We start from the raw sequence: 21,301 nt of genomic DNA on the forward strand, positions 1-21,301 counted from the left end.
AAATCAGCGGATGAACCGGCTGATCACAGCGGGAACCTGCTCCGCACTCCGTTGAATCGCTCCCATAGCGCAGCGGTGCGTTCAGAACTGGTGACCCGCTTGGTATCCGGCGGAAGCGCCTCGTCGAGCTGTGCAAGCCCGACAAGCCGGGTGCTCAATTCTGCGGGCTGCCCCCCGAGCATGTGCCGGTAAGTGAGGTTGCCGCGTTCGAAGCCCTGGGTGTCCAGCCAATTGTGGACGCCGGGGTCGTCGCGGGCCAGCACCAACCGCACCTTGCCATCGCTGTCGGTCGCCGCGCGGCTCGGCGTGTAACTCACCGGACGGTAGAGGAAATCCATACTGGTGAAGAACGCGCCCATGTTGGTGACCATCCACAGGCCTTCGTGGGCGTCGAACTCGACGATGAGCGCCTCGTCAGGCGCCAGTTCCCAGTACATGTTCACTGCGGTCCGACCGCGTTTGCCGTCTGCCTGGCTGGCATCCATCACGGGAAATTGATTCGGACGCTGGCAGTCGACACCGCCGTAGCTGAATGGGAATTCGGGCCAGCTGGTCATCAGGCCGGTGACGAAATCACCCGCCCAGGCAAAAGCGCCGACCATCTCCGCGGCCGTCGGCAGCGGCTTGGGTTCGGTCATGTCGACCCGCTCGATGCGCAGTTGCCCGGGCCGCTCGTCCCACCCGTCGAAGCCCTGGCGGATGAACAGCTTGCGCGACTCGGCGGTGGTCGGCAGCCAGTTCGGGTCGCGCTCGGCTCCGCCGATGTACAGCTCGAAGGTGCCATCCGGCTGGACGTGGAGTTGATCGCCGAACACATTGGCCTGCGGCACATCGCCGAACGGCTCGTGTAGGACGTGCGGACCGGCCGCACGGGCACCCTGCACGGTGATATTGAAAAACTTTGCGGTCCCCCGTGTTCCACTGATCCGGTACGTCGACTCACCGTCGATCCAGGCCTGCTGATAGGTGAAATCAGCACAGTCGCCACCGAGTTTGCGGGTGGGGTTGCAGAACGCGTGGATGCTCGGATAGCGCGGATCGCGGGTCTCCAGCGCGAGATCGAAGGCCTGGCCCAAATTCTGGGTGAGAAAGCGGAACGCATCGGAGCGCTGGATGTCAGAGGTCGCGTTGAGATCCTTGAACGCCTGCTTACCCGCGGCCTTCAACCGGTCGCAGAACTCACCCCATGCGCGGTCGAGCGCCGCGTCGTCCGCACCATCGCCGAACGCCACTGGACTCCTCCTATTCTGCGCCGCCGAGCCGATCGAGCATCGCACCGACCACTTCGCCGCCTCGCCGGGCGGCCGCCAATCTTCCCTCCGCGTCAATGCGCGGCCCGAGCAACTCCAGGTCGAAACCGAACCGATAACCGTCGGCCAAGGACTGGGCCACAACGGCTTCGATGGGAATCACACCGTCGCCGGGCACCGCGCGAGCAGGCAGTGCGCGATCGCCCAGCACATAGTCGCTCAACTGGATGAGGCGTGTCCGTGGAAGTGCCGATCTCAGCAAGCCCGCAAGGTCGGCCTCGGCCCAGCAGTGAAAGAGGTCGATACAGATATCGAGGCCGGCCAGCTCGGCGAGGGTGATGGTGTCGCGCAGGCTGTGCGCCAGATGGATGTCGGCATACAGGCTGGACGCATTCTCGACGGCCAGGCTGACGCCGGCCTGAGATGCCTCGCGCACACAGGGCTCGATCGCCTGAGTGAGATTCTCGGCCGCCTGCTCCCAGCTCAAGTCCCCGCGTCCACCGGTGAGCATATAGACACAGGTGGCTCCGCTGGCGGCGGCGGTCTCGATCAACCGGGACAGCGCGGCGCGGGCCTCGTCGACGTCCCGCGCCTCGGCCGGCACCCGCCCTGACCCGAACAGGTGGTAGATCGCGTGAATCAGATAGTCACCGCACTCCAGAATGCGCCGAAACTCGGCGTCGAGGAGTTGTGTATCGATGACACTGACGCGCCGCACACCGAGGTCGAGCCAATTGCGCTGTAATTCAGCGGGACTCGACCCGAGGAAGGTGACATCGTGGACCGACACCCGCTCATGCATCGTCAGTCCCGTTTCTCGATGCGGACACCGAACCGCTCCCGGAACGGCGCGAACTCGGCGTGTAGATCATCGAGGTCTTCACCGATATCGGTCAGCAGTGACGTGGAGTATCCGAACTTGCCGTACCTATCGCCACGATTGCCGGCCAGGTAGTCCCGCATGGCCGCCTGGGCGTCACTGGTGAGATCCCGTCCGCAGAAGGCGTAGTAGCTGCGCACCGCCCCGATCGGGTCGGCGATGAAGTCGGCATACGGGATGTGCATGATCCGCGGATCGTCCACCATTGGGGACGTCATCGTGTTGGCGATGCTGGCCCTGGTCATCTCGAGGTGCTTCTTGGCCTCGACGCGCAGATCGATCGGCCCGACGATGCCGTCGAGGATATCGGCCATCATCATCGTGCGCGATGCGGCGACCTGCACCGGGTCGCGATGCAGCCAGAGCAGATTGGCATCGGGATAGGTGTCGAAGAACGCCTCGAGCCGAAATCCGTGGAAGCCCTTCAGCACCCAGTACCTGGGCTCCCGGTTGTACTGGAACTGTTGCAGCATCGCTTTGTGGATTCGGTATTGCGCACTGGGATCCGTCGGCAGCCCGCCCACCAGTGTCTGCATCGGCACCCGCCACCACGCGGTGGGCGTCATCACCCGAAAGTCGAAGGCCCAGGCGCGTTCATCCTCGGGAAGGCCGTCGCCGAGCATGTCGTTGTAGGGGTGGCTGCGCAGCCATTTGGGCATCTTGGCATTGATCTCGCGCCAGTCGGCGTCGGCGTGGGCGCGGCGTCGATCATCCGGGCCGGCCAAGCCGGGCGGCGGCGAAGGGTACATTACCTCCCAGAACCGCAGCGCTCGCCCGTGCGGATCCACCGACATCAGGGCATGCATCAGTGTGGTTCCTGAGCGTGGTTCACCCGTCACGAACATCGGCCCGTCGATCACCTCGTCAGCGATCGGAAAGCGGGTCCGGTCGGCGAACAGTTCCAGCCGCGAGGTCAGCAGCCAGTGACACACCCGCTCAGCTTCGGCAATGCCGTTGGCGTCCAGTCCGATACCGTTGAGGTGGCCAACGGCCACGGCGAACCGCTCGGGCAGGGTCGGGTCGCCGAAATCGTGGTGCCCTATCTCGGCTTGAGCTCGGGCCAGTAGAGCGGCCGCGTCCAGTCCCACGGTCATGACTGTCCTTTGCACAACGTCAACAACTCGTCTTCCGTCCTGCGCACATTGGCTCCCGACGCGGCGGCGAATTCCAGACCGGCCATCGTGCTGTAGTCCAAGATCTTGGGGACCCGAAGTCCGGCATCGACATACGACTTCACGATCCGCGCCACCTCGGTGGGCGTGCCATGCGGAACCACTGCGAGAATCGCCTCGGGATCGACACGACCCAGGAAGTCGACGATGCGTTCCCTGGTCATGGTCGCTGGGTTGATGGCGTGGAACCCGCCCCAGTCTGCGCCCATCGGATGGTCGAATCCGAAGCGGCGCAGAACGCCTGCCGAGACCTGCAGGAGAAAGCTGGCGACCAGTGGCGCGCGGACGATGCGCTCGATCGCAGCCTCGTGCTCGCCGATCAGGCACACCTGCACAAAGCACGGGGTGATCGCCATCGGGTCACGTCCGGCGTGTTCGGCCGACTGGCGCACCGTACCGAGCATCTGGGCGTACTGCTCGGGGGTCCACGCGCCCGCCGGCCACCAGCCGTCGGCGTAGCGTCCCACGATTTCGAGCATCCGCGGCCCGCTCGCGCCGATCCAGATCGGCGGGAGCCGGTCGGCATAGGGCTCGGTGTCCAACCGGGCGTGCTCGAGGTGGTAGAACTGGCCCTGGAAATCGACCGGCCCCGGACTATCCCACAGCAGTCGAATGACTTTCAGCGCTTCCTCGAAGCGGCTGACCGGCTTGGCGAACTCGAACCCATACGGCACGACGTTCTCGGTCTCGCCGCTGCCGAGGCCCAGGATGAACCGCCCCCGGGACAAGTGATCGACGGTCAGCGCGCTCTGGGCGAGCAGGGCTGGGTGGCGACGTACGGTGTCCACAACACTGGTGGCCAGCCGCACATTCGAGGTGAGCACGGCCGCGGCCGCGGCCACCGCCATGCCGTCGAGATGGCGGTGGGGGGACGGCGACACGGTGGCCAGGTCGGTGAATTCCGGTGTCCACAAGGCATCCGGCCAAAAACTCACCATGTGATCGGGCAGCCAGACCGAGTGGTACCGGCCGCTATCCAGATCGGACAGACACGACAGATCCAGGGGAAGGGTCGTGCGCAGGAAGGCGGCGGGCGAGACGTCCATCAGTGAAAGGCTTCCTCGCCTTCCACTTTGGTGCGGTGCAGCAACCGCCCCGATGCGGGATCGTAGGGCGTGGCCCGGTGCATGGTGCCGGTGTTATCCCAGATGACCAGGTCGCCAACCGACCAGGTGTGCCGGTACACGAACTCTGGCCGCGTGGCCCAATCCCGCAAGCGGACAAGGAGTTCGACGCTGCGCCTGAAGTCCATATCCACCACGTGACGCGCCGTACATCCCAGTACCAATGACTTGCGTCCGGAGCGGTGATTCCACACCAGCGGCAGCTCGCGATCGCCGATCGCCATCATCGTCCGCAGCGTCGTGAAGCTCGGTTCGGGCTCGTAGTAGAAAAGCGTGTTCCACGCCGCGTGCATCACCCGCAGTGATTCCAGCGCCTGCTTGTCGGCACCGTCGAGCGCATCGTAGGCCGCATAGGTATTGGCGAATTCGGTGTCGCCACTGCCGTCCGGGCACACCACCTTGCTGGACAACAGCGAGGCACGGATCGGCACGTCGTTCATGGTCCCGTCGATGTGCCAGTACAGCGAGCCCAACAGGTAATCGGCGAGCTCATTGATGTTCGTGTCGAGCGTGACGGAGTAGACCTGCTCGCCGGTGCGCTCGGGGGCGAAAGTGCCCAGTGTCCTGGTGAATTCGACCTGCTCGTCATCACTGAAACCGATCTGTGGAAAGACCAGCACACCACGGTGTTCCAGCAGTTCGCGCAGCGCCTCGGAGTGGACGCCGCTGAGTAATTCGGCCTTGGACGCTGCGACTTCGGAGGCGATATTGGGTTTGATGTCGGCGACCGACAGCGTCATTGCCACGCATTAACTATACCCGAGCGTAAAGTTAAGCGGAACTATCGGGGCAACACGCCCTGCAGGAAGAGGTCGACCGCGTGCAGCAGCCGGCGCTGTTCCTCCTTGCGACTGCGATAGAGGCCGAAATCGGCCAGCCGGGCGGGCAAGACCTCGACCATGGCCAGGAAGTGCTCGGCGGCCAACTCGATGTCGGCGACCGCGATGGTGCAGGCCTCGGCATGGCGGGCAAGCAGATCCATCACCTGTTTTTGGCGGGCCGCCCAGCCGAGTGACTCAGCGGACAGCCCGAATTCGGGAAATCGATGCGCTTCGTTGCGCGCGATCTTGTGCAGCTGGACGATATCGGGATTGAGTGCTTGGCGAAGCGCACCCTGCCCGAGGGCCACCAGAGCCGTACGCAGATCCTCGTCCTGCACCGTGGTCGGGGTGTCGACCTGCACGGCCCGGCTGAACGCCCACGGAATGACGTCGAGGAACACCGCACGCTTGTCGGGGTAGCGGGCATACAACGTGGGTTTGGTGATCCCGGCGGCGTCGGCGATCGCGACCATCGTCGTGGCGTCGTAACCGTTCTCCAGGAATGTCTTGACCGCGGCTTCTCTCAACCGGTGATGAAGAGCCGCAGCCTCAGCCTGCGTGGGCCGACCGCCCCGCCGCTCTGGAGACGCAGCCTTTGCCATTCGCGAGAGTTTACGTCGCCTGGCTATCACATCGGGTGCGGCCGTATCAGATCGTCACTCGTGGGCGGTCCATTCGTTAGCCTATGCCGGTGGCCGAACAGGATTCGTGGGCTGACGTCGAGGCAATCAAGCAACTCAAGGCGCGCTATTGCCGCCTGCTGGACACCAAGGACTGGGCAGGCTGGCGCGAGCTCTTCACCGACGACTTCGTCAGTGACACCACCCCGTCCGGCGGAGTGCTCATCACGGGCGCAGACGAGTTCGTGGCGTTTCTCCGGTCAACACTGGGCAAGCGCTCACAACCCACGGTGCATCAGGTGCATGCCCCAGAGATCGAGCTGACGTCACCGGCCACGGCCACGGGCGTCTGGGCGCTCAACGACATTGTGCGGCTGGCCCCCGGGATCAACCTCGCGGGCTACGGCCACTACCACGAGACCTACGAGAAGGTCGGCGGTCAGTGGCGGATCAAGACGTCCACCCTGACCCGGCTGCGTGAAGATGTTTTCAATCCCATCTTCTCCCTACGGATTTCACCACGCCTGCGGGACTCAGCGGCGCGCCTGGCACGAAAGCGAGGCATGGTGTGATGGAGCGACACACAGTTCTGGTGACCGGGGCGTTCGGTCAAGTCGGTTCACGCTGCGCCGACATCTTGCTCCAACGGGGGCACACCGTCATCGCAACAGATCTGCGGACGCCGGCAACGGAGACCGTTGCGGCGCGGCTGGCGGCTGCCGGGCACGCCGGGACGCTGCGGCCGGTCTACGCCGACTTGCTCGACCCACAGTCCGTTGGCCGACTGGTCAGCGAGCACCCACCCACCGCGATCGTGCATCTGGCGGCGATGATTGCCCCGACCTCCTATCGCAACCCGAAGCTGGCCCGGCGGGTCAACGTCGGCGGCACCGCAACCCTCGTCCAGGCAGCCGCCGCACTGTCCGAACCACCGATCGTGCTACTGGCCTCCAGTGCATCGGTGTACGGCTCGCGTAATCCCTATCGCCACCCCGAACTAATCACCCCGCAGACACCGGTGAATCCCATTGACCAGTACGGCGAGGACAAGGTGCTCGCCGAGAAGGCGATCACCGACAGCGGGTTGCCGTACGCGCTGCTCCGGCTGGCCGGTGTCATCTCCCCGGACGCCGCGGGCAGCATGAACGGCGACTACCTGGTGCTGATGCGGGCGACCCCGGGCGACAACCGGTTACACACCGTCGATGCACGAGACGTCGCATTGGCCTTCGCCAACGGCGTCGAACGCGCCGAAGCCATCGCGGGCAAGGTCCTACTGATCGGTGGAGACGAAACCCACCTGCACACGCACCGCGATGTGGAGGACGACATGATGGCCGCCATGGGGCTGGGGCGGCTGGGGGCAGGCGCCAGCCTGCCCGGTGATCCCGACGACGACCAGGGCTGGAGCTTCACCGGCTGGTTCGATACGGCGGAATCACAAGCGCTGCTGGACTTTCACGTGCACCCTTGGCCCGAGACGGTGGACTGGGTGGCCGGGTCTCAGAGCAGCGTCCTGCGCAGCGGGCTCGGGCTGGCAGGCCCACTCGTCCGGCCCGTGATGCGCCTGGCGCTGGCCGCTCAGCGGAGACGGGAGGGCCGCGGGCGCTATGCCGATCCGTGGACGTTCATTGCCGGCAAGTACGGACCAGAGGTCCTGGCCGCCCGCAGCTGAGAAATCACCTCGGGAATTCGGCGATCACCGATTCGCCGAACTCGGCGATCGATTCGGGTGCCGCGAAATCGGCGAACCAGACGTAGAATCGCTGCGCCCCTTGATCCCGCAGCCGGCTGAAATACTTGATGAGGTCGTCCGCGCGCCCACACACCAGCCCCGGCCCGAGATGCCCCCAACGGCGCCAGCTCTTGTCGGTCACGGCATCGGCGTCGGCGCTCTGTCCGATAAAGCCGACCATCTGCTGGACCGATGCACAGCCATCAGACGCGCTCGGCGATCGTCGCGGTGCCCATGCATGATGACCGCGTCGAGAATGAGCGCGTCTCTGATGTCTCGCCCCCTCCATTGGAATGCAGCTTCGCCAACAGTGAGAATAACGTTCTCGCCGCGCGTGTCAATGAAGGGGCCGCGTGGTGGGACAAACGCCGACCGCAAAGACTCCGCCATGCAAAACTGAGCCATGAGGTTCGTCCAGTTGGGGTCGGCGATGGCCCTGGCAGCGGTATGTGTGGCGGGTTCTTCAGCCCCGGCCGGTGCCGACGAAGGCGTAATGCACCAGGTCACCTACAGCGTGTTTGCCGAGCAGCCGTTCCGGGCTGCCGACATCTACTACCGGGATACCGAACCGGCGAACTGGTCGGACTACAGCCACGACCCGTACGTCTTCAGCCCCAAGGTCGAGGCCGACGTCGGGCCGACCCAGAAGTGGGTGCTCAACGTCCAGCTAGCCAATCCCGAGGAATGGGCCATGGTGGCGGCTACCAGCGGGCTGTCGAAGACTCCGCCGAATTTTCACTGCGTGCTCGCCGTGGACGGGGTCGTCGTCGCGGAGAACTCCGGCGCCAAGGGCGCGCTCTGCTCACTGCGTCACTGGTGAGCTGAGTCGTCCGCCGATTGTGGCGGGCCCTCCATGACGGTCAGGTACTTCTCGACGAGTTCCATCGTTTCGGCGTGCCCCGCTGTGACGCCGAGCGCCTCGCCCAGCATCACCACCGTCGACAAGCCGGTCAGCAGAATCGACCAGACCACCGGCGGCACCTCGGCGGGCAACACCCCGTGCCGGTCCAGCGCGGCGACGAACACCTCGCGCTGCTGTTCACGGAAGCGTTCCGCGTAGCGAGACATCTCGGCACGGAGCACCTTGCGGTGGTTGGCCAGCGCGGCCATCTCCATCGTCAACCGACTGGCGTCGGGGTTGATCCCGAATCGCCATAGCGCCCACAGCGGTTGGGGCGAGGCCAGCGCAAGCTGGTGGGCTTCCATGCCCTGGTCGGCGTAGCGGCGGAAGACCTCGAGGAACAGGTCGTCCATCGTGCGGAAGTAGTAGTGGACCAACTGCGGTTTGAGGCCCGCCTTCTCGGCAACCCGACGCGAGGTCACCGCTGCGTAACCCTCTTCGATCAGCAGCTGTTCGGCGGCGTCGAGCAGTACCAGGCGATTTTTCGCGTCGGGCGCTCCGATCCGTCGCGCCGATGCCATCTGCCACCTCGTTCTCGTTTAAGCGCCGATTGAACACGCCGATAGTACGTGGGCCAATGGGATCCATCCTTGACCACGCACTTTACGCCATGCTAAGCAGGTGCACAGCAATCAGCCCGCTCGGAGGATAAACACGCTCATGACCGACTTCGCCACTGTTGACTTCCTCACCGATCAGTCGCTGGTCCCCGACCCCTACCCGTACTACGACTACCTGCGGGAGAAGAGCCCCACAGTACGGCTGGAACCGCACGGCTTCGTCGCCGTCACCGGGTACGAAGAGGCTCTCGAGGTCTACAAGAACCCCGAAGATTTCTCGAACATCGTCGCCCTCGGTGGCCCCTTCCCTCCCCTGCCGTTCACTCCCGAGGGTGACGACCTGAACGCGCAGATCGATGCTCACCGCTCGTACTTTCCGATGAACGAGCACATGGTGACCATGGACCCACCCGATCACACCAAGGCCCGCTCGCTGCTCAGCCGTCTGCTCACCCCCAAGCGACTCAAGGAGAACGAGGACTTCATGTGGCGGCTGGCCGACCGCCAGCTCGACGAGTTCATCTCGCTGGGGCACAGCGAGTTCCTGGCCGAATACGCAAAACCCTTCTCGCTGTTGGTGATCGCCGACCTGCTCGGCGTCCCCGAGGAGGACCACAAGGAGTTCCGCACAGTGCTCGGCGCCGATCGGCCGGAAGCCCGGGTCGGCTCGCTGGATCATGGGTCAGTCGGCACGAATCCACTGGAGTTCCTGGACGAGAAGTTCAGCAGCTACCTCGAGGAGCGTCGGCGCAATCCCCGCGAAGACGTGCTGACCGAGCTGGCAACCGCCAAGTACTCCGACGGGTCCACCCCGGAGATCATCGACGTGGTGCGCACCGCAACCTTCCTGTTCGCTGCGGGCCAGGAGACCACCGCCAAGCTGCTGTCCGCGGCCATCAAGGCGCTGGCCGAGCGGCCCGACCTCCAGCAGAGCCTGCGTGACGACCGCAGCCTGATCCCGACCTTCATCGAGGAGTCGCTGCGGCTGGAAAGCCCGGTCAAGAGTGACTCGCGGCTGGCCCGCCGGACCTCGAAGGTCGGCGACATGGAAGTGAAGGCCGGCACGGTGGTCATGGTGCTGCCCGGCGCGGCCAACCGCGATCCGCGGCGTTTCACCGATCCCCATGAATTCCAGGTTCGGCGCCCCAACGTCCGCGAGCACATCGCGTTCGGTCGTGGCGCGCACTCATGCCCCGGCGCTCCGCTCGCGCGGGTCGAAGGTCGGGTGTCGCTGGAACGCATGCTGGACCGAATGGGCGAGATCACCATCGACGAGGAATTCCACGGACCAGCCGACGACCGCCGGTATAGCTACGAGCCGACCTACATCCTGCGCGGGCTCGCCGATATCCACGTCCGGTTCACCGGCAGGGGCTGAGAGATAGGAACGAGGACGGCGATTTCGGCGCGCAGAACGCCGCTAGGCGAACGAGAGCGCGCCGAAATCACTCAACAGATGAGGTTTACGCGTCGCCTTGCACCCAGCGGGTCCTCCCGCCGGTCGCGACACACGACAGGAACATCCCGTCAGGCGCCTGCGCGACGGAGTTCTCATAACCGCTGCAGTCGGCGTCCAGATTCTTGATGCCCACCATCGGCGGTGACCGGAAGTACCGCGGCTCGTAGCGCCGTGGCGACCCGCAGAAGATCAGCCGGCCCCAGTCGTTTCGGGTGTCGACACCAAACACGTAGTAGGTCGTGTTGTCGCATGGGGCACCGAGTTCGACTCCGGGCGTGATGCCCGGAGTGCAGAACGCGTCATTGCACTCATTGGCATTGATCGGCGTCACCGCGGGGTCCGCGGAGGCCGACGCCGGCATCAACAATCCGGCCGTCAGGAGTGCAGCAAGAACTGGCACGGTCGATCGCACTCGAATACTTTCGCATACTCGGTAAGCGAATTCTCCGGCTCAGAAAAGAAACCGGGACAAAAACCCCCGCGCTCGCGCTCGCGTTACCCAGCGGACAACCCGGAACCGAGTGGAACTGCCGCTATGGAATGCTGGCCGGCAGTGCTACCGTCGCGCTTCGCCATGCGACCGTGATGGACGAGGAGGTCCCATGCCGGGCAAAAGTGAGTCCGAGGCACCCGACGCCGACGATGCCGTTTCCGCCGAGGCAGCCGAGGCCGCAGCCGCTGCGGCCGAGGAGCGCGCCGAGGCCGCCCGTGCTCGGGCAAACGAATTGCGCCGCAAGCTGGAAGCCTCCCGCGACGAGACACCGGTACCGCCGGAAACAGCCGAAACAGCCACCGAGCCCGAGTACCGGGACGAACCCGAGGACGCGGAATCGCAGGCCGAGCCCGTCGATACCGAACCGGCCGAGCCCGCGACGGATATCTGGCCGAAGAAGAAGCGCGGCGTGCGCCTGACGACCGTGGCCGCCGTCCTTGCCGCTCTGGTGGTCATCGCCGCCCTGCTGGGCACAAGCGGATCCATGCTCTGGCAACACCGCAACGCCAATCAGCTACAGCACCGCGACGCCGAGTTCGCCGCGGCCGCCCGCCAGGGCGTGGTCAATCTGATGTCGCTGGACTACACCCATGCCAAGGAAAGCGTCCAGCGCGTCATCGACGGTTCGACGGGCAAGTTCAAGTCGAACTTCGAAGACGGTTCCGGCGACCTGATCAAGGCGCTGCAGGACGCCAAGGTCGTCACCAAAGTCACCGTCAACGATGCCGCCGTCGAATCGATGGACAAAGACTCGGCGACCGTCCTGGTCGCGGCGACCTCTCAGCGAACCGGCCAGGACGCCCCGAAGGAAGATCAGCAGCCTCGAGTCTGGCGTGTGGTCGTCAGCCTGGTGCGCGAGGGCGATCAGGTGAAGATGTCGGATATCGAGTTCGCCTGACGGCGACGTAACCTGCCAAACCCGTTCTCCGGACAGCCCAGAGATAGTATTCTCCGATCACGAGAATGCCAATCTCGCAGCCTATGCAGCTTGGCTCAAAGGTGGAGGCAGCCGGTTTGAAGTCCCTCGCAATGACCACGGCGCTGATCACGGCTGCGGTGACTCTGGCTCCACCCGCGGCTGCCGAGATGAATCTGGGCAACTACGAGCTGAACATGCCGGACCGCAGGGACTTCCACACGTGGGTTTGGTCAGCGGTGACCCCGTGCAAAGTGCCGAACACAAACACCGCCATCCCCCACTGCATTCACATCCTCACGCTGCCGCGCCCGATCGCGAAGGCCGTCCAGAGCGATGCTGACGCGCCACTGATCAACGGCCAGTACACCTTTGCCATCGACGACCCGTTCGGCCTGCGCTGCGGTGATATCTACTACGGCCCGACAGTTCCCACCCATGACGTCTATACCTGGGACGCGACGACTCTTGCCGGATCGATGGTTTCGACATTCGACGCCGGATGCGACGGTGCCCCCGGCGGCAGCCTCACCTACCCGTTCACCCTGACCCGGATGTGACCATGCGAACCACATCACGGATTTGCGCCGTCGCCTTCGCCGTTGTTTGCACCGCAACCGGTCTCGCCTCGCCGGCTCTGGCCGATGACCCGCCGCCGGGCGATCCTCCCCCACCACCGGCATTCAACGTGCGTTACACGGTCACCGCGGACAAGCCCGTCAATGCCGAGATCTATTACCGGGATACCGATCCGCCCACCTTCTCCGACTACAGCCACGACCCGTACGTGTTCAGCCCCAACACCGAGGCCACCGTTGGACCAGGCAAGCCGTGGGTACTCGAGGCGACTCTGACCGATCCGATTCAGTGGGGCATGGTGATTGTTCAGGCCCAAGGCGCGCTGCCCCTAGCAGCAGCCGGATTCAACTGCACCATGGCGATCAACGGCGTTGTCGTGAAGACGAATAGTGGGCCCAAGGGCGCACTATGCTCGCTTCGGAATTGGTGAGCGCTACAACTTCTTCATGTAGAACGGCATCGAGATCACCGGCCACTGGTTACGGCCACACGAGCCGCTCGGGCCGATAACGCGGTTCTGGCCGGTGTATTCGTCCGAGGCGGTGTCATAGTGGCCATCGCTGCCCACCGGATAGATCTTGTACTCCTGGAAGCCCTCGATCGCAGCCCCGTCAGCGCAGAATCGCCAGTTCGGGATGGTGCGCTTGACGTACCACAAACTGTTCGTGGTGTAGATCGGAGCGGCCCAGCCCGCGTCACTCTGCACGGTGCCACTGCATTCGGTGGGTGAGATGCAGGTGGTCGAAATGGTCCAGACGCTGCGTTCGGACGGCTGGTCCTCGTATCGGTCGTTGACTTTCGCCCACTCGCCGTTGGACGACACCGCGAATGTCCCGTTGATACCCCAATTCTGGTCCGCCCCAGCGGGTGCGACGCAGTTGAGCCCGGCGAACGTGACGGCCGCACAGACGGCCGTCACCGCGTGCAATCGATTGATCGGCATCGACATACCCCCTTTCAGCTCTGCAGCATGTCCTGCCAAGTCGTTGCCGGCTTGGCCAAGTTGGTCTGACGGTAGAGCGTGCCGTCACTGCCCATGTACTGGCCTGTGCGCCGGTCGTACTTGGCCACCTGCACTGCCGGCATCCGCTGATTACTACCGCCGTAGGCGCTCGGCGCAGCCTGCGGCACACCACTATCTGCAGGCGGAGGCGGCTGATCGGGCGGCGGACCCGGCAGGTTGATCGGCGCGGGGCCGATACTGCCCTCCGGACCCGGTGGCGTCACCGGTGGCGTCTGATAGATGGGCTGGCCTGGCAGCAGCGGCCCGGGCCCGGTGCCGGCAAAGTTCGGCGGCGGTGGATCCACCGGTGGCGCACCCGGCGGTGGCGCGCTCACACCGGGTGGCAGTGGCGTGCCCTGTAACGGCCCAAAGATGTTGGAGTCCGGCAACGCTCGGCTATCAATCGGAATGCCCTGGGCAACCAGGTTCGGGTCGATCGGGTACGGGCCGAGAACGTGCTGGCGTTGCGCCAGCGGCTGGAAGCCGGTGGGGTCGTTGCAAAGTTCAACCGTCGGGGCCCGCTTGCCGGGATGTTCCATGCACGGATAGTTGCGGGCGCCGCGGACCGCCACCGGGGAGTCCTGCGGCAGCTTGCAATACAGGTTGTCCGGTGTGTCGATGACCGATGTGTCGGCGGGGTTGCGCCACGACGACGGCGGGAGGAAGCCGACCGTACACGCGGCGGGATCGCCGAGACCCAGCGAGAAGTCACCGTTCGGCAAGCCGGTGGGGTTGTTGGTCGGGGCGTACGTCTGAATCTGTGCGACGAATGGCGGCACCAGAACCAACAGTTGCTCGATCGACGGGTTATACGTCAAGCCGATCTGACCGAACGTGGTCAGGTTCGCCAAAAGCACTGGCAACGTGGGCTTTATCTGCTCCAACAGTGTTGACGTCTCCTGGGCGAACCCGGGACCGTTGCGCAGGATCGACCGGAACTGCGGGTCGTTGTTTGCGACCTGCTCGGTGACGCCGGCCAGGCTGGCCGCCCAGGTCCGGATCGAATCGGTAGTCATCTCCTGCGCCCCGAGGAACGGCCGTGAATCATCGATCAGGGCACGGGTGTTGTCCGATATCCCGTTCGCATCCCTGGTGATAGTCGCCCCGGAGTCGATCAGCGATCCGAAGTCGTAGCCGGTCCCGTTGAAGGCCTGGTAGGACTCGCCGAGCAGCTGGCTCAGCTTCTCCTTCGGAATGCTGTCCACCAGCTTGCTGACCTGGTCGAGCATCGGCCCCACCGATTGCGGGATGGACGTGTTACCAACCGCGATGACCGATCCGTCTTGCAGGTAGGGCGCTTTGTTGTTGCGCGGCAACAGTTCGACGTACTGCTCGCCAACCGCCGACATGCTGCGCACCTCGGCTTTGAGGTCAGCGGGGATCTTCGGCGATGTGTCCAGCGACAACGTTGCCTGGGCGCCGCTGTCGGTCAGGTCGATCGAGGTGACCTTGCCGACCTGCAGACCCCGGTAGGTCACGTTGCTGAACTTGTAGAGGCCGCCGGTGGCGGGCAAGTCAAGCTTGACGGTGAGACGTCCCAGTCCCAGCAAAGTGGGAACTTGGATGTAGGCGAACAACATGATCGCCACACCGACGACCGAAGCGATCGTGAAGATGATCAGCTGAGTCCGGACGAAACGCGTGAGCATTAGCCGCCCCCTCCCGTCGGCGGAGCCGCCGGCATATTGACCGGCGGATCAGAAGGTGCGCCAAAGGGTCCGGCGAAGATCGGCTTGACCCCCGTCGCGGCGAGTTGCGCCTCGGTATAGATCTGGGTACCGGGGGCGGAGATCGGCGCGGGAGGCACCAGGGGCAGAATCGGGCCGATATCCACGACCGCTGACGGTGGCGGCGCCTGGGGCGGTTGATCGTCGAAGGCGTCCGGCGGTGGCGGGGTGACCCCGGTCTTGAGCGGGTCGTAGGTGTAGTTCAGGTAGACCGGATCCCCCGGCGCCGGAATGAGCTGGGCGCCTTCCTGTCCCCACCGGGTGCCCAGGAACAACGTGCGCTTCAACCGCGGGACGGTCAAGTCGATGATCGCGAACAGGTTGTAGTAGTCACCGCGGATCGCACGATCCATGAAGCTCTGAGTGAACGGGAAATGAATCGCGTATTCGAGCAGCGCATCCAGATCCGGGCCGACGTCGGCGAATGCCTTGAAGGCCGGTTCCAGGTTCTTCAGATTCGCCACCAGATCGGCCTGCGACTCACTGACCAGCCGGTTGGCGGTGTCACTGAACGTGCCGAGCTTCTCCAACGCGGTTGTCAGCGTTGGCCTCTCCTTGATCAATACGTCGATGGCGGGCGGGATCTTCACCAGCGCTTGAGCAAGGTCATCGCGCTGACCGGCGAACGTCGAGGACAACCGGTTGAGCGACTGGATCGCCGAGATGATGTTGTCGCGCTGACCATCCAGTGTCCCGACGAAGGTATCCAGCCGGGTGATCAGGTCGCGGAACTGGGCCTCGTTGCCACTGACCGCCGTGCTGAAGTTGTGGATCACGTCGCCGATCTGACCGAGTCCGCCACCGTTGACGACGGCGGCAAGCGATGCCAACGTCTGCTCGGTTGTCGGATAGCTCGAGGTCGCGTTGAGCGGAATCGTCGCGCCCGGGCTGAGGGTGCCGCTCGGGGTCTGCCCGATCGGGGTGTTCAAGGACAGGTGCATGGAGCCCAGCAAGCTGGTCTGTCCGACACTGGCGACGGCGTTGGCAGGCACCACGATATCGGGCTTGACCGAGAACTCCACGTCGGCGTGCCAGTTTTTGACCGTCAACTTACGCACGCTGCCGACGACGACGTCGTTGATCATGACTGGCGAATTCGGTTCCAGTGTAGCGATATTCGCTATCTCGGCGTGGTAGATGCTGGCATCGGAGCCGCGGCCCACCGCACCGGGTAGCGGTAGCGAGTTCACCCCCTGGAACGCACAGGCACTGGTGGTGATCGCGACGCAGGAGCCGATGATCACCGCTCGCCGCAAGGACTTTCCGCCGCTCATGGCGTCCCTCCTGCTTCTGCCGGCATCGGGGCGCCGGGCGCCGGACCGGGCGCGGCCCCCGTCGGATTCAACATGCTGGGCAGCGACGAGATCACGCTCGGAATCTGGGCGGGTGCTCCGCCGGGCAGCAGTTGGGCAGCCCCTGGTGGCGTCTCCCCTGGCGCTCGTCCGGTGAACGGCGCCGGGCCGGGAGCCACACCCTGGTAAGCCGAGATCGCCGGTGGGGTCTCCGGCGGGCCCGGGTTCGGGCCACCGGCGCCGGGCGCGAGGTTCGGCTCGGAGTAGATGAGGTCATCCGGGTTGGCTGCGGGCATCAAGTACGGGTCGATACCCAACGGCAGGTAGTTGAAGTTCAGCAGGCGCAGCGCCGGGCCCAGATACTGCTGGCACAGCTTGGCCGTTTCCGGTGCGGTGGTGTTCTCGATCGCACCGATTGCCCCGCAGACGAACTCGGTCGGGTTGGAGAAGTTGTTCAACACGAACTGCCCCACCGGGCTTCCTGCAGACGGGCTGTAGATGTTGTAGGCGTTGGTCAACGCGTTCGGCGCGATATGGAGAACGTTTTCGATCTCCATCTTGTTGTCGAGCAGGTTCGTGGTGACGTTGGTCAGCCGCTGAATCTGCTCCGAGGTCTGGTTGCGACTGCCGGCGACGAAACGCTGGATGTCGACGATCGCCACCGACAGATTCTTCAGCGCGGCGTCGAGATCAGACCGGTTCCCGTCGATCACGCTGGTCAGCGTCGCCAACCTGTTCTGGAATGACACCACCTGCTCATTGCTGTCGCGCAGGGTTGTGATGAAGGTCTGCAGGTTCTTGATGATGTCGACGACGTTGCCGCTCCCGTTGGCAAGGACGCGGGACACACCGGCCAGCTCGGTGATGGTCTGGCGAAGCTTGTCGCCGTTTCCGTCGAGAGCGTTGGCGGCACTATCGATGAAGCGGGACACCGACGTGCCCGACACCCCGCTCTGTGGCCCGAGATCGGTGGCCAGCTTCATCAGTTGCTCTTTGACCTCATCCCACTCCACCGGTATGGCGGTGCGGTCCAATGGGATTACCGCGTTGTCGGCCATCTTGGGCCCCACGTTGTTGCGGTAGGCCGGCGCCAGTTGCACATAGCGGGCCGCAACCAGGTTCTGCGCCACGATCACCGCCTTGGCATCGGCAGGGATGGGCACGTCACGGTCGACGTCGAGCACCAGCTTGGTCTGGGTGCCCTCCGGCTCGATCGCCTTGATTGTGCCGACCTTGACACCCGATACCCGCACGTCGTCACCCGGATAGATACCGGTGGCCGTGGTGAACACCGCCGAGATCGTCCGCGGACCGAAGAAAACGCTGTGCACCAGGAAGGCCGCGCCCACAACAAGCAGACCGGCCAGGGCGACTGCCAGCACCTTCACCAAACGTGTTCGGCCCATCAGCGTGAACCTCCCGGAATCCCGTTGTAGGGCAGCGGCAATTCGGCCCGCGGCCCAGCGGTGTCCGCCGGCTGGCCGGCGTTGACACCGCGCCGGAATCCGAATGCGTAATCCATGAAGGGTTGCAGCAACTGCGCCGGCTGCAGGTTCGGCACGTAAGCGTTGTAGTACGGGCCGTTGGCCAGCGTCTCGCCCTCCGACAGGATGAACTTCTTCACGTTCGGAAGCATCTTGGCGATGTTGTCCTTGTTCTTCTCCAGCACGGCGACCACCGAATTGAGCCGCTGCAGCGTCGGAGCCAAGGTCTTCTCGTTGTCGGAGACCAGACCAGTCAGCTGCTGCGACACCGCGGCGGTATTGGCCAGGAGGTCGACGATCGCCTCGCGCCGGTCGTTGAGCACCCCGAGCAGATCGTTGGCGTTGAGGATCAACGTGTTGAGCTGCTGGCTGCGCTGCCCCAGCACGGTGGTGACGTCGGCGGCACTCTTGAGCAGGCCGGCGAAGTTCTCGTTGCGACTGTTGAGTGACCGGGACAGGCGGCTCAGGCCATCGAATGTCGGTCCCAGCTTGGGCGCCAGTTGGTCGATCGTTGCCGACAGCGTGTCCAGCGACTGGTTGAGCGAGGCGGTATCGGTACCCGCCGTGTTGCTGGTCAGATCGCTGACGGCCTCGGTGAGTGAGTAGGGCGACGAGGTGCGGGTCGTCGGGATCACATCGCCGGCGCGCAAGCTTCCACTGCCCGCCGATTCGAGGGTGATCACCCGCTCACCCAACAGAGAACCGGTGCGGATGTGCGCGGTGGTTTGCGACCCCAGTGGGTACCTGCCCGCGGTGGTGAAGGTGACCAACGCATCACCGTTGTCCAACGCGACATCGGTGACCGAACCGACTTTGATTCCGGAGATCGTCACGTCGTTGCCGACCGTGATGCCACCGGCTTCGCTGAACAACGCCTGATGGCGGACCGACGTGGCCAGCTGGACCAGCCGTTCGGGCTGCAGCCCGACGGCGATGACGAGCATGATCAGGACGGTGCCGACGAAACCGGCGCGGAACAGATTTGAATCGCGATATTTCAGCATTAGGGCTCCGAACACCTACCGGATTCTTGTTTGATCATCGGGAAAACCCCGGTCCGTCCCTGGAGATCGGTGACACGGATAGCCAGGCCGCAGATGTAGTACATGATCCAGCTGCCATACGACCCGAGTCTGGCCATCTTGCGGTAGTTCTCCGGACCGCGCTGCAGGCCCCTGTCGAACACGATCTTGTTGTCGTCGAGCAGCGGCGCGAGTCGGTTGAGCTGCTCGATATCGCCCTTCAGCGGAGCCCGAGCCTGGCTGAGAAGGCTTGTCAGCGAGGATGTCCCGTTATCCAGCGAGGTGATCGCGGTGCCGATGGGATCGCGATCCTGCGCCAGGCCGCTGATCAGTTTCTCCAGCTTGTCGATGGCTCCGGAGAACTTGTCGCCGTCCTTGGCGAGCGTGTCGACGACGACCCGGAGGTTGTCGATCAGCTGCTCGACGGTTTGACTGTTGTCGGCCAGGGCATTCGAGAACGACGATGTCTTGCTCAGCAGTGAATCGAGCGTGTCACCCTGGCCCTGCAGGATGTTGATCAACGACGCGGTGAGTGCGTTGACGTCCTGGGGGTTGAGCCCCTGGATCACCGGGCGCAGGCCACCGAGCAAGAGATCCAGGTCCAGCGCACCCTGGGTGCGGTCCTTGGGTATCTGAGCCCCCGCAGGCAGCACCCTGGCCGAGCCGGGACCATCGATCAGTTCCAGGTAGCGGTCACCCGTCAGATTCAGATAGCGCACTGCCGCTTGGGTTCCGGTGGTCAAGACGACGTCGCGATCGGCATCGAATTTGACCAGGACGCTCTTGTCCGGCTGTAGATCCACGCTGTTGACCGTGCCGACCCGGACTCCGGCGACGCGCACCGTATCGCCGTCCTTCAGCCGCGACGCATCACCGAACACCGCCGAGTACCCGGACGTCGAGCCGCTGCGGTAATTGCTGAACGTCAGAAACAGGAAGGCGGTCAGGACCACCATCACGACAGCGAACACCCCGAACTTCACGAGTGTGCTTGTGGTGCGCATTATCCCGGTTGTCCGATCTGTGCGGTATTGCGCGGCGGGCCGTCCAGCGGGCCGAACAACAGTTGCTTGAGACCGTCGGAGTTGAGCAGGATGCCCTGGTTGCCGTACTGCCACGGGTTGATGCCGGTGTCGGTGACGAGGTACTTCGACCGGTTGCCGTAACCGATGTAGGGCAAGCCCATGCACTGCGGGCCGCCCTTGGCCGCAACCTTGGGCAGGTTCGACGGATAGCGGTAACGCTCGATGCCGAGGGTGAAGGCGACGTTGACCAGAACGCCGGGGTCCATCAGCGGCGGCTGCAGCCGAACGAAGTTCATGCCTTCGAGTGTGCAATTGATTGCCGGCGCATATTCGTTGAACAGGGCCGTGGTGGGCGCCAGCAAGTGGAGCACCTTGCTCAGCGCCGGCTGGTTGGTGCCAAGCACGTCGTTGCCCTGATCGGCGAGCCCGATCATGTTGACCAGGAAGGTATCCAGGTTCTGCCGCTCATCGACAATGCTCTGGCTGACCTTGTTCGCGTTCTGTACGGTGCGAACCAGATCCGGGGCGGCGTCGGCGTAGGCGGCGGCGACCGGTGCGGACAGTTCGATGTCTCGCGCCAGGTTCGGCAGGCTTGGCTCGATTTTTGCCAACAGGCTGTCGAAGTCGGCCACCGTCTGGCCGAATTGCTTGCCGCGCCCGGCGAACGCCGACGAGAGTGCGCCGAGGGTCTCGTTGAGCTGGGCCGGATCGATCTTCTTCAGGATCTGCGTCAGCTGCTGGAACACCGTATTGATCTCGACGGTGACATGCTGACCCTGCAGAACCTGGCCGGGGTACATGGGTTTCAGTGACGGATCAGCGGGTGGTTCGAAGTTGACGTACTTGGCGCCGAAGACCGTCGTCGAGGCGATGTCGGCGACGACGTTGGACGGAATCTTGCGCAGCTGTGCGGGATCCATCGCAAGGTGCAGGACGGCCGCGCCATCGGGGCGGGTTTCGATCGAGTCAACCTTGCCGACCTGGACACCGCGCATCTTCACTCTGGCGTCAGGGTTCATCACCAGGCCGGCGCGGTCGGAGATCACGGTCACCGGAACCGTTTTGGTGAAATCGCCACGGAACAGCCCGACAGAGACAGCGACGATCGCGGCGACAATCACGACCGTCGCCAGACCCGCCACCGGTCGCGCCCAGCCGCGTGCGCCGAAGTTGTGGCCAGTTCTGGCCGCCACCGGCACTGCGTTGGTTTCGGTTTCCGATCGGTCGGCCGGCCCCGG

23 protein-coding genes are annotated in these 21,301 nt (G+C 64.4%); 7 read left to right on the top strand and 16 right to left on the bottom strand.

The window, feature by feature from the left end:
- Positions 1-23: 23 nt before the first annotated feature.
- The 6 genes from G6N38_RS02515 to G6N38_RS02540 are packed head-to-tail and all read right to left on the bottom strand — an operon-like array spanning position 24 to position 5,849.
- Positions 24-1,232, bottom strand: coding sequence for a DUF1214 domain-containing protein (locus G6N38_RS02515; protein ID WP_163746102.1), 1,209 nt, complete (start codon positions 1,230-1,232; stop codon positions 24-26).
- 10 nt (positions 1,233-1,242) lie between these two features.
- Entirely contained in the window at positions 1,243-2,052 is an 810-nt protein-coding gene (locus tag G6N38_RS02520) for a sugar phosphate isomerase/epimerase family protein (RefSeq protein WP_163746103.1), read from the bottom strand.
- Between the two features lie 2 nt (positions 2,053-2,054).
- The gene (locus tag G6N38_RS02525; protein ID WP_163746104.1) at positions 2,055-3,224 is read right to left on the bottom strand and encodes a sulfotransferase family protein; all 1,170 of its coding nucleotides are present in this window, start codon (positions 3,222-3,224) and stop codon (positions 2,055-2,057) included.
- Complete coding sequence (locus G6N38_RS02530) at positions 3,221-4,348, bottom strand: LLM class flavin-dependent oxidoreductase (RefSeq protein WP_163746105.1); 1,128 nt, start codon at positions 4,346-4,348, stop codon at positions 3,221-3,223. The genes G6N38_RS02525 and G6N38_RS02530 overlap by 4 nt, the downstream gene beginning before the upstream one ends.
- A complete protein-coding gene (locus G6N38_RS02535; protein WP_163751756.1) occupies positions 4,348-5,166 on the bottom strand; it encodes a TauD/TfdA dioxygenase family protein in 819 nt (272 codons plus the stop codon). Before G6N38_RS02535 ends, G6N38_RS02530 begins: the two co-directional genes overlap by 1 nt.
- A 41-nt stretch (positions 5,167-5,207) precedes the next feature.
- The gene (locus G6N38_RS02540) at positions 5,208-5,849 is read right to left on the bottom strand and encodes a TetR/AcrR family transcriptional regulator (protein ID WP_163746106.1); all 642 of its coding nucleotides are present in this window, start codon (positions 5,847-5,849) and stop codon (positions 5,208-5,210) included.
- An 89-nt stretch (positions 5,850-5,938) separates the two neighbouring features.
- Here G6N38_RS02540 and G6N38_RS02545 point away from each other — a divergent pair, with 89 nt between their 5' ends.
- Together G6N38_RS02545 and G6N38_RS02550 are read left to right on the top strand one after the other, a co-directional pair.
- A complete protein-coding gene (locus G6N38_RS02545; RefSeq protein WP_246227644.1) occupies positions 5,939-6,439 on the top strand; it encodes a nuclear transport factor 2 family protein in 501 nt (166 codons plus the stop codon).
- Positions 6,439-7,542 carry an NAD-dependent epimerase/dehydratase family protein gene (locus G6N38_RS02550; RefSeq protein WP_163746108.1) on the top strand — a complete coding sequence of 368 codons (1,104 nt, stop codon included), beginning with the start codon at positions 6,439-6,441 and terminating at the stop codon, positions 7,540-7,542. The genes G6N38_RS02545 and G6N38_RS02550 overlap by 1 nt, the downstream gene beginning before the upstream one ends.
- A gap of 4 nt (positions 7,543-7,546) precedes the next feature.
- Here the strand turns inward: G6N38_RS02550 and G6N38_RS02555 are convergent, their stop codons facing one another.
- On the bottom strand, positions 7,547-7,783 hold the full coding sequence (locus G6N38_RS02555) for a hypothetical protein (RefSeq protein ID WP_163746109.1): 237 nt from the start codon (positions 7,781-7,783) through the stop codon (positions 7,547-7,549).
- A 222-nt stretch (positions 7,784-8,005) separates the two neighbouring features.
- On the opposite strand from G6N38_RS02555, the gene G6N38_RS02560 reads away from it, so the two are divergent.
- Entirely contained in the window at positions 8,006-8,422 is a 417-nt protein-coding gene (locus tag G6N38_RS02560) for an Rv2576c family protein (RefSeq protein ID WP_163746110.1), read from the top strand.
- Here the strand turns inward: G6N38_RS02560 and G6N38_RS02565 are convergent.
- Positions 8,413-9,024 carry a TetR/AcrR family transcriptional regulator gene (locus G6N38_RS02565; protein WP_163746111.1) on the bottom strand — a complete coding sequence of 204 codons (612 nt, stop codon included), beginning with the start codon at positions 9,022-9,024 and terminating at the stop codon, positions 8,413-8,415. The two genes, G6N38_RS02560 and G6N38_RS02565, sit on opposite strands and share 10 nt — an antisense overlap.
- A 139-nt stretch (positions 9,025-9,163) precedes the next feature.
- Between G6N38_RS02565 and G6N38_RS02570 the strand changes: the two genes are divergently transcribed.
- Positions 9,164-10,441, top strand: a complete 1,278-nt coding sequence (locus G6N38_RS02570) for a cytochrome P450 (protein ID WP_163746112.1) — start codon at positions 9,164-9,166, stop codon at positions 10,439-10,441.
- An 85-nt stretch (positions 10,442-10,526) separates the two neighbouring features.
- On the opposite strand, the gene G6N38_RS02575 is transcribed toward G6N38_RS02570, so the two are convergent.
- A complete protein-coding gene (locus G6N38_RS02575; protein WP_163746113.1) occupies positions 10,527-10,934 on the bottom strand; it encodes a hypothetical protein in 408 nt (135 codons plus the stop codon).
- A 190-nt stretch (positions 10,935-11,124) separates the two neighbouring features.
- Here G6N38_RS02575 and G6N38_RS02580 point away from each other — a divergent pair, with 190 nt between their 5' ends.
- The 3 genes from G6N38_RS02580 to G6N38_RS02590 all read left to right on the top strand — a co-directional run bounded on the left by G6N38_RS02580 (position 11,125) and on the right by G6N38_RS02590 (position 12,940).
- Entirely contained in the window at positions 11,125-11,913 is a 789-nt protein-coding gene (locus G6N38_RS02580) for an Rv1363c family protein (RefSeq protein WP_163746114.1), read from the top strand.
- Positions 11,914-12,044: 131 nt separating this feature from the next.
- Entirely contained in the window at positions 12,045-12,491 is a 447-nt protein-coding gene (locus tag G6N38_RS02585; protein WP_246227646.1) for a hypothetical protein, read from the top strand.
- A 2-nt stretch (positions 12,492-12,493) separates the two neighbouring features.
- On the top strand, positions 12,494-12,940 hold the full coding sequence (locus tag G6N38_RS02590) for an Rv2576c family protein (RefSeq protein ID WP_163746116.1): 447 nt from the start codon (positions 12,494-12,496) through the stop codon (positions 12,938-12,940).
- Positions 12,941-12,943: 3 nt separating this feature from the next.
- On the opposite strand, the gene G6N38_RS02595 is transcribed toward G6N38_RS02590, so the two are convergent.
- Genes G6N38_RS02595 through G6N38_RS02625 form a run of 7 tightly spaced genes read right to left on the bottom strand, consistent with a single transcriptional unit; the run spans position 12,944 to position 21,262 of the window.
- Positions 12,944-13,453: an Rv2253/PknI dimerization domain-containing protein gene (locus G6N38_RS02595; RefSeq protein ID WP_407662905.1), complete on the bottom strand. Its 510-nt coding sequence runs from the start codon at positions 13,451-13,453 to the stop codon at positions 12,944-12,946.
- Between the two features lie 14 nt (positions 13,454-13,467).
- Complete coding sequence (locus G6N38_RS02600; RefSeq protein WP_163746117.1) at positions 13,468-15,162, bottom strand: MCE family protein; 1,695 nt, start codon at positions 15,160-15,162, stop codon at positions 13,468-13,470.
- Positions 15,162-16,514 (bottom strand): MCE family protein, encoded by a 1,353-nt coding sequence (locus G6N38_RS02605; protein ID WP_163746118.1) that lies wholly within the window; start codon positions 16,512-16,514, stop codon positions 15,162-15,164. The genes G6N38_RS02600 and G6N38_RS02605 overlap by 1 nt, the downstream gene beginning before the upstream one ends.
- Complete coding sequence (locus G6N38_RS02610; RefSeq protein WP_163746119.1) at positions 16,511-17,938, bottom strand: MCE family protein; 1,428 nt, start codon at positions 17,936-17,938, stop codon at positions 16,511-16,513. Before G6N38_RS02610 ends, G6N38_RS02605 begins: the two co-directional genes overlap by 4 nt.
- A complete protein-coding gene (locus G6N38_RS02615) occupies positions 17,938-19,020 on the bottom strand; it encodes an MCE family protein (protein ID WP_163751758.1) in 1,083 nt (360 codons plus the stop codon). Before G6N38_RS02615 ends, G6N38_RS02610 begins: the two co-directional genes overlap by 1 nt.
- A complete protein-coding gene (locus G6N38_RS02620; RefSeq protein WP_163751759.1) occupies positions 19,020-20,045 on the bottom strand; it encodes an MCE family protein in 1,026 nt (341 codons plus the stop codon). Before G6N38_RS02620 ends, G6N38_RS02615 begins: the two co-directional genes overlap by 1 nt.
- Positions 20,042-21,262, bottom strand: coding sequence for an MCE family protein (locus tag G6N38_RS02625; protein ID WP_246228136.1), 1,221 nt, complete (start codon positions 21,260-21,262; stop codon positions 20,042-20,044). The genes G6N38_RS02620 and G6N38_RS02625 overlap by 4 nt, the downstream gene beginning before the upstream one ends.
- Positions 21,263-21,301: the final 39 nt, after the last annotated feature.

Origin of the sequence: Mycolicibacterium helvum, assembly GCF_010731895.1 — a bacterium.
Taxonomy (GTDB): Bacteria; Actinomycetota; Actinomycetes; order Mycobacteriales; family Mycobacteriaceae; genus Mycobacterium; species Mycobacterium helvum.

Bases quoted from the DNA above. Each gene is read 5' to 3' on its own strand.
- G6N38_RS02520 (WP_163746103.1), bottom strand. From the start codon at position 2,052: ATGCATGAGCGGGTGTCGGTCCACGATGTCACCTTCCTCGGGTCGAGT.
- G6N38_RS02525 (WP_163746104.1), bottom strand. From the start codon at position 3,224: ATGACCGTGGGACTGGACGCGGCCGCTCTACTGGCCCGAGCTCAAGCC.
- G6N38_RS02530 (WP_163746105.1), bottom strand. From the start codon at position 4,348: ATGGACGTCTCGCCCGCCGCCTTCCTGCGCACGACCCTTCCCCTGGAT.
- G6N38_RS02535 (WP_163751756.1), bottom strand. From the start codon at position 5,166: ATGACGCTGTCGGTCGCCGACATCAAACCCAATATCGCCTCCGAAGTC.
- G6N38_RS02540 (WP_163746106.1), bottom strand. From the start codon at position 5,849: ATGGCAAAGGCTGCGTCTCCAGAGCGGCGGGGCGGTCGGCCCACGCAG.
- G6N38_RS02550 (WP_163746108.1), top strand. From the start codon at position 6,439: ATGGAGCGACACACAGTTCTGGTGACCGGGGCGTTCGGTCAAGTCGGT.
- G6N38_RS02555 (WP_163746109.1), bottom strand. From the start codon at position 7,783: ATGGTCGGCTTTATCGGACAGAGCGCCGACGCCGATGCCGTGACCGAC.
- G6N38_RS02560 (WP_163746110.1), top strand. From the start codon at position 8,006: ATGAGGTTCGTCCAGTTGGGGTCGGCGATGGCCCTGGCAGCGGTATGT.
- G6N38_RS02565 (WP_163746111.1), bottom strand. From the start codon at position 9,024: ATGGCATCGGCGCGACGGATCGGAGCGCCCGACGCGAAAAATCGCCTG.
- G6N38_RS02570 (WP_163746112.1), top strand. From the start codon at position 9,164: ATGACCGACTTCGCCACTGTTGACTTCCTCACCGATCAGTCGCTGGTC.
- G6N38_RS02580 (WP_163746114.1), top strand. From the start codon at position 11,125: ATGCCGGGCAAAAGTGAGTCCGAGGCACCCGACGCCGACGATGCCGTT.
- G6N38_RS02585 (WP_246227646.1), top strand. From the start codon at position 12,045: ATGACCACGGCGCTGATCACGGCTGCGGTGACTCTGGCTCCACCCGCG.
- G6N38_RS02590 (WP_163746116.1), top strand. From the start codon at position 12,494: ATGCGAACCACATCACGGATTTGCGCCGTCGCCTTCGCCGTTGTTTGC.
- G6N38_RS02595 (WP_407662905.1), bottom strand. From the start codon at position 13,453: ATGCCGATCAATCGATTGCACGCGGTGACGGCCGTCTGTGCGGCCGTC.
- G6N38_RS02600 (WP_163746117.1), bottom strand. From the start codon at position 15,162: ATGCTCACGCGTTTCGTCCGGACTCAGCTGATCATCTTCACGATCGCT.
- G6N38_RS02605 (WP_163746118.1), bottom strand. From the start codon at position 16,514: ATGAGCGGCGGAAAGTCCTTGCGGCGAGCGGTGATCATCGGCTCCTGC.
- G6N38_RS02610 (WP_163746119.1), bottom strand. From the start codon at position 17,938: ATGGGCCGAACACGTTTGGTGAAGGTGCTGGCAGTCGCCCTGGCCGGT.
- G6N38_RS02615 (WP_163751758.1), bottom strand. From the start codon at position 19,020: ATGCTGAAATATCGCGATTCAAATCTGTTCCGCGCCGGTTTCGTCGGC.